Consider the following 11,494-nt stretch of genomic DNA (forward strand, 5'->3'; position numbering starts at 1 on the left):
GGCGTACGGCGTCGAGCGAAGAACGTCGAGCGGGGAACGTCCGGCGACCGCGCCGGGCGGGCAGCATCAGCAGCGAGCGATCGAACAGAACGGCGAGGGCGAATCGAGTGAGTGAGCCGGCACGGCACTCGGGCCTGGGGGCACACCGACAGCCTGGCGGGATCGCGGATCCCACCGGGCGTCCCACCGAAGGGCGGCACCGCCGCGCCCGCCGACTCGCCGCCGCCTGCGCGGCCGCCCTGACCCTGTTCACGACCGCGTTCACGGCCGGCCCCGCGACGGCGCTGCCGGCCGGCGGCAACATCCGCCCGGCCGCCGACGCCGCGGCCACCGCGGAGTACCCGGTGGTGATGACCATCGACACGGTCACCCCGCAGCTGGCCACCCAGAACGGCACGGTGTCCGTCACCGGCCACGTCACCAACTCCGGCAAGTCGGCGCTCAAGGGCGCCCACGCGGCGGTCCGCAAGCCCGTCTCCAGCAAGCCCCTCCAGCGGCGCAGCGAACTCCAGGGCGTGGCCACCAGGACCACGCCGAGGGGCGACGACGGCATAGAGCTGGACAGCCCGCAGTACGCCCTGCCCGAGCTGAACCCGGGCCAGAGCCAGGCGTACACCCTGAGCGTCGCGGTGAGCGACCTCGGGCTGTCCGAGAGCGGCGTCTACGAGCTCGCGGTGGACGCCTGGGGCGCGACCGCCGACAACCCGCGCGACCGGGCGCTGGGCATCGCCCGCACCTTCCTGCCCTACACCCAGGGCGGCACCGAGGCCCAGCCGACCAAGGTCGCCACGCTCTGGCCGCTGGTGCACGCGCCGGTGCTGGCCGCGCAGACCTTCGCCGAGGGCGACCAGACCGTCCCGGTGCTGCGCGACGACAGCCTGGCCACCGACTTCGCGCCGGGCGGCCGGCTGTACGAGCTGGTCGACACCGGCGCCAAGCTGAACGGGCTGACCTGGATGGTCGACCCGGACCTGCTGGACGCCGCGTTCGCGATGACCAAGGGCTACCGGGTGCAGAAGCCGGGCACCGAGTCCTCCGGCAAGTCCGCCCGCGAGGAGAACACCGTCTCCCGCCCCGCCTCGGCCGCCGCCGACGCCTGGCTGAACAAGCTGCGGGCGGCCGTCGCCAAGCAGGGCAGCCAGGTCGTCGCCCTGCCGTACGCCGACCCGGACCTCGCCTCGATCGGGCACAACGGCGCGGACCTCGTCGGCATGGGCACCGCCCTGAACAAGGCGTCCACCGCCGGCCGGCTGACCGTCGAGGGCCGGCTCTCCGTGGACACCCGCTCCGACGTGGCCTGGCCGTACCAGGGCTACCTCGACCAGCAGATCGCCGGCATCGCCCGGCAGGCCGGCAGCAGCCTGGTGCTGGCCAACGGCGCGAGCATGCCGGAGCCGGACTCGGTCAACTACACCCCGACCGCGGTGCGCCCGATCGGCAACGGGCAGAGCGCCGTGGTCGCCGACGACACCGTCTCCACGCTCTTCCAGAAGGACCTGGCCACCCCGAAGGACCAGACCGAGACGACCCAGCGGTTCCTCGCCGAGACCTTCGCGATCACCCACGAGCAGCCGCAGAACCAGCGCGGCCTGCTGGTCATGCCGCCGCGCGACCTGACCGTCAACACCGCCAAGGTGCTGGCGGGCGCCCTGCAGACGGCCACCGACAAGTGGCTGACCCCGGTGAAGCTGGACGCGCTGGCCCAGGCCACGCCGGACCCGAAGGCCAACACCACCGTCCCGTCGCCCGCCGACTACCCGACCCAGGCCCGGGCCTCCGAGCTGCCGGCCGACGCCCTGACCGGCACCGACGTCATCCAGCAGCACCTGGACACCCTGATGCGGGTGCTCACCCTGCCGCAGCGCGTCCGCGGCCCGTTCAGCGCCGCCATGGTCCGCTCGCTGTCCACCGAGTGGCGCACCCGGACACCGGCCGGCGAGACCTACCGCAAGGGCGTCTCCACGTACCTGGACGAGCTCATCGGCGCCGTCCAGGTGCCCAAGAAGAACGTGGTCACCCTGGCCGGGAACACCGGCCAGCTCCAGGTCAGCGTGCGCAACGACCTCACCCAGACGGTCACCAACCTGCAGCTGCGGCTCACCTCGGTCCAGCCGAACAGACTGCGGGTGGGCAAGCCGGAGGAGCTGGTCCTCCCCGCCTCGCAGAGCGTCACCCTGCGCTTCAACGCCGAGGCCCGCAACAACGGCCCGGTCACGATGATCGCCCAGCTGTGGACCAGCGGCCCCGACCCGCGGCCGTACGGCGAGGCCCAGCCCTTCACCGTCGAGGTCACCTCGGTGACCAACGGGGTGCTGTACGTCTTCGCCGGCGCCGCCGTACTGCTGGTGCTGGCCGCGCTGCGCTTCGTCCGCCAGCGCAAGCGCCGGGGCGGGCAGCCGCACGAGGACGGCGACCAGCCGGTCGGCGACGGCCCGGACACCGACGGGCCGGGGAGCGCCGCCGAGGCCGAGCCGGCCGACCCGGACGCCGCCGCGGGTGACACCGCCGGCGACACCGCCGAGGAAGCCACCGAGGACCCCGAACCGGACGGCTCCGCGGGCGGCCGTCCCGCGCAGACACCGCGCGCCAGCAGCCCGGATGGCCGGGATCGGACCGCCAGTGATGAGAAGGTTGGTCCTTGATACCGCCGACCCCCCGCAACGCCGGGCCGGCCTCCCCCCACAACAGCGAAGAGGTGACATGACCGGGCGCAGCGAGGAGCGGCCGCCGGGCCGCGGTGAGAGCCGGCCGGGCGCCGAGTCGCCGTCCGGCGACTGGTACGTGGCCGACACCTACGCCCAGGACCCGTACGCCGCGGAGGCGTACCGGGCCCAGCAGGACGGCCAGGACCCGTACGGTCTCCAGGCCGGACGGCCCGCCGCCGCGCCGCCGCCGGTCACCGCGTACGACGTGCCGCCGCAGCTGCCGCCGCAGGGCGGCGGGTACCCGACGCCGGTGCCCTCGGCGCCGTTCACGGCCCCGGTGCCGCCCGTGCAGCCCGGCTGGGACACCCCGGTGCAGGCCGGCTGGCCGCAGCAGGCCGCCCCGGCCCCGGCGCCGACCCAGTGGGGCGGCGTCGAGCAGCCCCAGCCGCAGTGGCAGCCCGGCCCGGCGCACTCCGCCTGGGACAGCGAGACCACCGAGTACGTCGGGGTGGACGCCCTGTTCGGTGGCCACCAGCCCGCGGCCGCGGTCCAGCCGCCGGTGCCCCAGCCCGCCCCGGCACCGCCGTCCGCGCCGGTGCCGCCGGTCGCCCCCGGGCCGTACCCGCCGATGGGCGGCTACCCGGGGCAGCCGCAGCACGGCGGCCCGGACGGGCAGCGCCCCTTCGTGCCGCCGATCGAGTTCGACCCGCCGCTCTCCGAGGAGGAGGCCACCATGCAGGTGGCCGCCGTTGCGGTGCCCCCGGCGGTCGAGCCACTGGCGGACTTCGCCGAGGAGCACGCCGCCCAGCCCGCGTCCGCGCCCGCCCCGGCCACCGAGGGCGGTGGCGGCGGCAAGGTCGCCAGCCTGCTGAACTCCAGCGCGATCATGGCGGCCGGCACCCTGGTCTCCCGCGGCACCGGCTTCCTGCGGACCATGGTGATCGCCGGTGCCATCGGCATCGCCGTCATGGGTGACTCCTACAACGCGGCGAACACCCTGCCGACCCTGCTGTACATCCTGATCGGCGGCGGCGCGCTGAACGCGGTCTTCGTGCCGCAGCTGGTGCGCAGCATGAAGAACGACGAGGACGGCGGCACCGCCTACGCCAACCGGCTGCTCACCCTGGTGATGGTCGGGCTCGGCGGCGTGGTGTTCCTGGCCGTGCTCGGGGCGCCCCTGCTGGTCCAGCTGATCGCCCACCCGATGATGACCAACCCGGCCCGCGCCGACACCACGGTGGCGCTGGCCCGCTACTGCCTGCCGACCATCTTCTTCATGGGCGTGCACGTGGTGATGGGCCAGATCCTCAACGCCCGCGGCCGGTTCGGCGCGATGATGTGGACCCCGGTCCTCAACAACATCGTGGTGATCTTCACCTTCGGCGCCTACATCTGGGTCTTCGGCGGCTACAACGGCACCCAGGTCACCCCGGAGAACATCTCCCCGGAGGGCGTCCGGCTGCTCGGCCTGGGCACCCTGCTCGGCCTGGTGGTCCAGTCGCTGGCGATGATCCCGTACCTGCGGGCCGCGGACTTCCGCTTCCGGCCGCGCTTCGACTGGCGCGGCCACGGCCTGGGCAAGGCCGCCCGGCTGGCCAAGTGGACCTTCTTCTTCGTGCTCGCCAACCAGGCCGGCTACCTGGTCATCACCCAGCTGGCCACCGCCGCCGGCAGCGCCGCCGAGCAGGGCGGTCACGGCGGTGTCGGCCTGTCGGCCTTCTCCAACGCCCTGCTGATCTGGCAGCTCCCGCAGGCCGTCATCACCGTCTCGATCATGAGCGCGGTGCTCCCCCGGCTCTCCCGGGCGGCGGCCGACGAGGACGCCGGAGCCGTCCGTGACGACCTGTCGTACGGGCTGCGCACCACCGCCGTGGCGGTCGTCCCGGCGGCCTTCCTGTTCCTGGCCCTCGGCCCGGCGATCGGCCGCTCGATCTACGCGGTCGGCGGCGGCGGTACGGCCCTGGACAACGCCACCAACGTCGGCCTGATGCTGTCGGCCTTCGCGCTCGGGCTGATCCCGTACTCGGCCCAGTACGTGATGCTGCGCGGCTTCTACGCCTACGAGGACACCCGGACGCCGTTCTCCAACACCGTCTGGGTGGCGGTCTGCCAGGCCGGCTTCTCGCTGATCTGCTGGTTCGCGCTGCCCGCGCAGTGGACCGTGACCGGCATGGCCCTCGGCTACGGCCTCGCCTACGCCGTCGGAGTGATGGTCGCGGTGCCGAAGTTGAAGAAGAAGATCGGCGGCCTGGACACCAAGCGGATCGGCAAGACCTACAGCCGGCTGGCCACCGCCTGCGTGCCGGCCGCGGTGGTCGGCCTCGGCGTCAGCCTGGCGGTCCAGCAGGTGATCGGCGGCTGGCCGGGCAGCGTGGCGTCCGTCCTGCTGGGCGGCGGCATCCAGATGCTGGTGTTCGTGTTCATCGCGAAGCGCCTGCGGATCGAGGAGATGAACGCCATGCTGGGCATGGTCCGCGGCCGACTGGGCCGCTGACCGACCAGCCAACCGGCCGGACGAGCGGGCGCCCTGAGCGGGCGTCAACCGGGGCGACACCGCCCCCGCCCGTCCGGCCTGATTCTGGGCCGCCGGCCGCGGCCGGGACCGCCGGGTGGCGGCCCGGTGGCGGCCCGGTGTCGGATCTGCACCACATCTCTCCACCCCCGTGCAACCGAGCGGACACCTCAGCGGTCGTACCCGGTGGAGAAGAGTGGGCACAATTGTCCTGGAGCACAGGGCGGCCGATCCGCGGGCTCCAGCGACTCTCTCAGCCGGGGCGACACAAGGGGAGGCAGGACCACGGTGGCTGATGGCACCAAGGCGGTCGTCGACACGTCAGCAGCTGACACGGCGGCGGACGAGGCCGCGCTGGCCGCGGCGATCGACGAGCTCGGGGGCGGGAAGCCCGCCCCGGCGGGCTCCGCCGACGCCCCCTCCGCGGACGCCCCCACGGCTGCCGACGAGGACGAACCGGCGGAGCCGGACGCGGACCGCGCCCCGGAGGCCTCCGTGAGCGAGGAGACCTCGGAGGTCACCGCCCCGCTCTCGGTCCAGGAGATCGCCGCCGAGCTGGCGGCCGGCTCGGCCGCGAAGAAGCCCGCCCCCGGGCCGGCGGCCGCGCCCGCCAAGCGCCGCCCGACCGACCCCCAGCCCACGGTCGACCCGCGCGACACCGCCACCCTCCCGCGCACCCTCCCCGCGCCGATGCGCCACAGCGGCGACAAGATCGGCAACCGGTACCTGCTCGAGGAGTGCATCTCCCAGACCGAGACCTTCAGCAGCTGGCGGGCCGTCGACGAGAAGCTGCGCCGAGCGGTCGGCGTCCACCTGATGGCCTCCGGCCACCAGCGCGCCCGGAAGGTGCTGGCCGCCGCCAAGTCCGCGGCCCTGCTCGGCGACCCGCGCTTCGTCCAGGTGCTGGACGCCGTCCAGGAGAACGAGCTGGTCTACGTCGTGCGGGAGTGGCTGCCGCACGCCTCCGACCTCGCCAGGCTGCTCGCGAACGGCCCGATGGAGCCGCACGAGGCGTACCAGATGGTCCGCCAGGTCGCCGACGCCGTCGCCGCCGCCCACCGCCGCGGCAAGGCCCACCTGCGGCTCACCCCGCGCTGCGTGCTGCGCACCGACAGCGGCCAGTACCGGATCAACGGCATCGCGGTGGACGCCGCCCTGCGCGGGCTGCCCCCGGAGGACTCCACCGAGGACGCCCAGCGCACCGACACCCGGGCGATCGGCGCCCTGCTGTTCGCCGCGCTCACCCACCGCTGGCCGTACCCCGAGGACCGCTACGACCTCAAGGGACTGCCCAAGGACCTGCAGAACGCCGCACCGGACCAGGTCCGCGCGGGCGTCCACAAGGGCCTGTCCGAGCTCGCGGCCCGGGCCCTGTTCGACCACCCGCCGCACCACGCCGAGCCGATCACCACCCCGGAGGAACTGGTCCGGGCGATCGCGAAGCTGCCCAAGATCCGCCAGCCCGAGCCGGAGCTGCCGGCCTTCCCGGCCCCGCCGCGGCACAACACCCACGCCCTGCCCACCGCGCCCAACCCCACCCGGGTCGCCGACACGACGGTCGCCCCGCTGCCGCCGTCCTCCCGGCCGACCGCCGCCCGGCGCACCAAGCGTCGGCTGCGCCGGGTGGTCAAGGCCACCGCGTGGACGGTCGCGCTGGGGGCGATCGGCGTCGCCTCCTGGCAGTTCGTCGGCAGCCTGCGCAACACCGGGCAGGCCGCCGCCACCCCGCAGACCTCGGTCAGCAGCACTGCCCCGAGCATGCGCCCGACCGCCCACACCCCGGTGCCGATCACCATCAAGGGCGCGGAGTCGTACAACCCGCTGGGCGACGGGCCCGAGGGCACCGACAGCGTCAAGAACGCCATCGACGGGGACCCGAACAGCGCCTGGACCACCGGCTGGTACGTCGACCAGCTCGGCCCCAAGCCGCCCGCCCTCAAGTCGGGCACCGGGCTGCTCATCGACCTCGGCTCGCCCCAGTCGGTCTCCTCGGTGAACGTCCAGTTCAAGGAGGGCGAGCAGGCCGCCGAGATCCGGGTGCCCAACGCGGCCGCCGCCGCCGGGCCGGCGTCGGCCCGGCCGGAGAACTTCACCGTGGTCGCCGGCAGGAAGTCCGGCCTGAACGTCGACTACACCCTCGACTCGCCGGTCACCACGCGCTACCTCTTGATCTGGCTGACCTCTCTGAACAAGGATTCCGACGGCAGGTACCGCGGCCACGTCGGCGAGGTCAAGGTCTCCGGCTGACCGCACGGACCAGGTACGGAACGACCCGCAGGGACGAGGGTGAAAGTGGCGGACGACGACGCGACGCTGCTCGCCCGGCACGTCGCCGGCGACCAGGAGGCCTTCGGCCTGCTGGTGAACCGCCACCGCGACCGGCTCTGGGCGGTCGCCCTGCGCACCCTGGGCGACCGCGAGGAGGCCGCGGACGCCCTCCAGGACGCCCTGGTCTCCGCATTCCGGGCCGCCCCCGGCTTCCAGGGCCGCTCGGCGGTCACCACCTGGCTGCACCGGATCGTGGTCAACGCCTGCCTGGACCGCGCCCGGCGCAGCGCCACCCGGCGCACCACCCCGCTGGACGACGACCCGCAGCGGCTGGACCGCCTGGTCGGCACCGCCGAACCGGCCGACTCCCCGGTGGTCCGGGCCGAGGTGCACCGCGAGCTCACCGCGGCGCTCGCCGAGCTGCCCGCCGAGCAGCGGGCCGCGCTGGTCCTGGTCGACATGCAGGGCTACCCGGTCGCCGAGGCCGCCGAGCTGCTGGGCGTCCCGGTGGGCACGGTGAAGAGCCGCTGCGCGCGCGGCCGGGCCCGGCTGCTCCCGCTGGTGCGGCACCTGCGGGAGACCGACGGCGAGGCGCGCGGTGGAGAGCGCGACGGAGAGCCCGTCGGAGAGCGCGGCCGACGGAACGTTTCACGTGAAACACCGGCCCGGGGAGCGTCCGGCGGCCCCCCGCCACCGCACCGCGCGCCCCAGGGGAACCCGACGGGCCCCCGCACCGTCACAGGGACAGGCCCGAGCACCGGCCGCACGATGCTGGAAGGAGACGCGAGCACACGATGACCGCCCCCCTCTCCTCCCCCGGGGCCTCCGACGCCCACCCCTCCGTCGAGGAGCTCGCCGACCTCGCCGAGGGCCTGATCGAGCCCGCCCAGGCCGCCCGGGCGCTGCAACGGCACCTGGACGGCTGCGCCGAGTGCCGCGAGACCGCCGAGGCCCTGGCCGAGGTGCAGGCGCTGCTCGGCACCGCCGAGCCCGAGCCGATGCCCGCCGACGTGGCCGCCCGGCTGGACGCCGCCCTCGCCGAGGCCGCCCGCACCGACCACCGCGCGGCGGCCGGAGCCGTGGAACGCCCCCGGGAGGCCCCCGCCGTCGCCCGCCCGGCCACCACCCCGGCCACGCCCGTACGGTCCGTCCCGGCCCCCTCCGCGCCCCCGTCCCGCCCCAACTCGGCCTCCGGTCCCGGGCGGCCCCGGCCCCGCCGCCGGTTCGCCCTGCTGCTCGGCACGGCCGCCGCCCTGGCCGCCCTCGGCCTCGGCGGCGCTCTGCTGCTGAACCACCCCGACGACTCCGGCCGGTCCACCACCTCGGCGGCCTCGGCCCCCTCCTCGGCCGCCGCCGGCGACCCGAACGCCCGCGGCCCGCACCTGGCGGGCCCCGGCACCGACTACCGGGAGGACCGGCTCGCGGCACAGGTCCAGCAGTTGCTGGCCCGCTCCGGGGCCGAGCCCGGGCTGCGCGCCACCGGGCCCGCCAAGTCCGAGGCCGCCCCCGCCGACGGCTCCCGACCCGACCTCGCCGGCCCCGGCTCCCCCACCGCGCCGGCCTCCCCCACCGCCTGCCCGGCGCCCGCTCAGGGCACCCCGCTGGCCACCGACCGGGGCAGCTACCAGGGCTCTCCCGTCGACGTCCTGGTCTATCCGGCCCCCGACCGGCCCGGCTCCGTGGACGTCTACCTGCGCGCCGCGGACTGCGGCCCGGTCCTCCTGCAGCGGACCGTCCCCGGCCGCTGAGCAGCCGTTCCCAGCCACCGGTCGGCCGTTCCCATGCGATCGACGTCAAGGACGCCACGCCGCTTCCGGAGTTCGGGCACCTGGTACTGATCCGCCTGGGAATGCGAGAGACTGGTCAGTCGTTGTCCCGGGCGGCGGAGCAGGACCGCCCTCCCCGCAGCAAACGCGGGTCGCGATGCGAACCAGGAGAAGCAGTGAGCGACGTCCGTAACGTGATCATCATCGGTTCCGGCCCGGCTGGGTACACGGCTGCGCTCTACACGGCCCGAGCCTCCCTCAAGCCGCTGGTCTTCGAGGGAGCCGTCACCGCCGGTGGTGCGCTCATGAACACCACCGAGGTCGAGAACTTCCCGGGCTTCCGGGACGGCATCATGGGCCCCGAGCTGATGGACAACATGCGGGCGCAGGCCGAGCGCTTCGGCGCCGAGCTGATCCCGGACGACATCGTCGCGGTCGACCTCACCGGTGAGATCAAGACCGTCACCGACTCCGAGGGCAACGTCCACAAGGCCCGCGCCGTGATCGTCACCACCGGCTCCCAGCACCGCAAGCTGGGCCTGCCGAACGAGGACAAGCTGTCCGGCCGCGGCGTCTCCTGGTGCGCGACCTGCGACGGCTTCTTCTTCCGCGACCAGGACATCGCGGTGGTCGGCGGCGGTGACACCGCCCTGGAGGAGGCGACCTTCCTCTCCCGCTTCGCCAAGAGCGTCACGATCATCCACCGCCGGGACAGCCTGCGCGCCTCCAAGGCGATGCAGGAGCGCGCCTTCGCCGACCCGAAGATCCGCTTCGAGTGGGACAGCGCGGTCGAGGCGATCCACGGCGACCCGAAGCTGACCGGCGTCACCCTGCGCGACACCACCACCGGCGAGACCCGCGAGCTGGCGGTCACCGGCCTGTTCATCGCGATCGGCCACGACCCGCGCACCGACCTGTTCAAGGGCCAGCTGGACCTCGACGCCGAGGGCTACCTGAAGGTCGAGGCCCCCTCGACCCGGACCAACGTCGAGGGCGTCTTCGGCGCCGGCGACGTCGTGGACCACACCTACCGCCAGGCCATCACCGCCTCCGGCACCGGCTGCTCCGCCGCGCTGGACGCCGAGCGCTACCTGGCCGCGCTGGACGACGTGGAGAACAAGGCCGCCGCCGTCGCGGTCTGACCTCCCCACCACCGACCGAACCCCGCGGGGGTGTTCCACGTGAAACACCCCCGCCCCGGCCAGGCAGAAACAGAACGGCCCTGCCCGTTGTTCACCTGGCAGCAGCCCCCTCCGTCCTAACCCGAGGAGTCCCCGTGGCCGGCGCCACCACCACCGTCACCGACGCGACCTTCAAGTCCGACGTCCTGGAGAGCGACAAGCCCGTACTGGTCGACTTCTGGGCCACCTGGTGCGGCCCGTGCCGCCAGGTCGCCCCGGTCCTGGACGACATCGCGGCCGAGAGCGGCGACAAGCTGACCATCGCCAAGCTCGACGTGGACGCCAACCAGGCGACCGCCGCCGAGTACAACGTCATCTCGATCCCGACCCTGATCCTCTTCAAGGGCGGCCAGCCGGTGAAGCAGATCACCGGTGCCCGTCCGAAGGCCGCGCTGCTGCGCGAGCTGGACGGCCTGATCTAGGTCTCCCGGTCAGCAACCGAACGGCGGCGGGGCTCCCGATGGGGGAGCCCCGCCGCCGTCGTTCGACCCCGCTCAGAACGGCCGCAGGGCCGGCTCCTTCCGCCCGCCGCCGAGCAGCCGCTCCAGCGCCCCCTCCACGTCCCCGCGCCAGGAGAGCGTGGTCCGCGCCTCCAGCCGCAGCCTCGGGTACCGCGGGTGCGGCCGTACGGTCTTGAAGCCGACCGCGAGCAGATGGTCGGCCGGCAGCACACAGCTGGTCGGCACCCGACCCGCCCAGCCGAAGGCCTCGATCGCCCGCACCCCCCGCCCCAGCAGGTCCTTGGCCACCGCCTGCACCAGCACCCGGCCCAGCCCCTGCCGCTGGTAGCCCGGCAGCACCCGGCTGACCATCAGCTGCACGGCGTCCGGCGAGACCGGGCTGGTCGGGAAGGACTGGGAGCGGGGAACGTAGGCGGGCGGCGCGTAGAGCACGAACCCGACGGGCTGGTCGTCCACATAGGCGATCCGGCCGCAGGACCCCCACTCCAGCAGCACCGCGGAGATCCACCCCTCCTTCTCCAGCTCCGGCTTCCCCGACTCCACCGCCTCCTTCCCACTGACCGGGTCCAGCTCCCAGAACACACAGGAGCGGCAGCCCGTCGGCAGGTCCGCGAGGTTGTCCAACGTCAGCGGAGCGATCCGGCGTCCCATGGCCCGTACC

8 protein-coding genes are annotated in these 11,494 nt (G+C 74.2%); 7 read left to right on the forward strand and 1 reads right to left on the reverse strand.

Annotated elements, in window-relative coordinates:
- Nucleotides 1–107 precede the first annotated feature (107 nt).
- The 7 genes from ACZ47G_RS04130 (at nt 108) to trxA (ending at nt 10,794) form a co-directional block, all read left to right on the forward strand.
- Complete coding sequence (locus ACZ47G_RS04130; RefSeq protein ID WP_465739860.1) at nt 108–2,642, forward strand: DUF6049 family protein; 2,535 nt, start codon at nt 108–110, stop codon at nt 2,640–2,642.
- Nucleotides 2,643–2,700: 58 nt separating this feature from the next.
- Nucleotides 2,701–5,139, forward strand: coding sequence for a murein biosynthesis integral membrane protein MurJ (gene murJ, locus ACZ47G_RS04135; protein WP_465739861.1), 2,439 nt, complete (start codon nt 2,701–2,703; stop codon nt 5,137–5,139).
- A gap of 306 nt (nt 5,140–5,445) precedes the next feature.
- On the forward strand, nt 5,446–7,404 hold the full coding sequence (locus ACZ47G_RS04140; protein ID WP_465739863.1) for a protein kinase family protein: 1,959 nt from the start codon (nt 5,446–5,448) through the stop codon (nt 7,402–7,404).
- 45 nt (nt 7,405–7,449) lie between these two features.
- The gene (gene sigM / locus ACZ47G_RS04145) at nt 7,450–8,223 is read left to right on the forward strand and encodes an RNA polymerase sigma factor SigM (RefSeq protein WP_465739864.1); all 774 of its coding nucleotides are present in this window, start codon (nt 7,450–7,452) and stop codon (nt 8,221–8,223) included.
- Nucleotides 8,220–9,173, forward strand: a complete 954-nt coding sequence (locus ACZ47G_RS04150; protein ID WP_465739866.1) for an anti-sigma factor family protein — start codon at nt 8,220–8,222, stop codon at nt 9,171–9,173. Before sigM ends, ACZ47G_RS04150 begins: the two co-directional genes overlap by 4 nt.
- 194 nt (nt 9,174–9,367) lie before the next feature.
- Nucleotides 9,368–10,333 carry a thioredoxin-disulfide reductase gene (gene trxB, locus ACZ47G_RS04155; protein ID WP_465739868.1) on the forward strand — a complete coding sequence of 322 codons (966 nt, stop codon included), beginning with the start codon at nt 9,368–9,370 and terminating at the stop codon, nt 10,331–10,333.
- Between the two features lie 134 nt (nt 10,334–10,467).
- The gene (trxA, locus tag ACZ47G_RS04160) at nt 10,468–10,794 is read left to right on the forward strand and encodes a thioredoxin (RefSeq protein ID WP_380458421.1); all 327 of its coding nucleotides are present in this window, start codon (nt 10,468–10,470) and stop codon (nt 10,792–10,794) included.
- A gap of 72 nt (nt 10,795–10,866) precedes the next feature.
- Here the strand turns inward: trxA and ACZ47G_RS04165 are convergent, their stop codons facing one another.
- Nucleotides 10,867–11,484 (reverse strand): GNAT family N-acetyltransferase, encoded by a 618-nt coding sequence (locus ACZ47G_RS04165; RefSeq protein WP_465739870.1) that lies wholly within the window; start codon nt 11,482–11,484, stop codon nt 10,867–10,869.
- Between the last annotated feature and the right edge of the window lie 10 nt (nt 11,485–11,494).

Source organism: Kitasatospora sp. NPDC030952 (assembly GCF_055571335.1).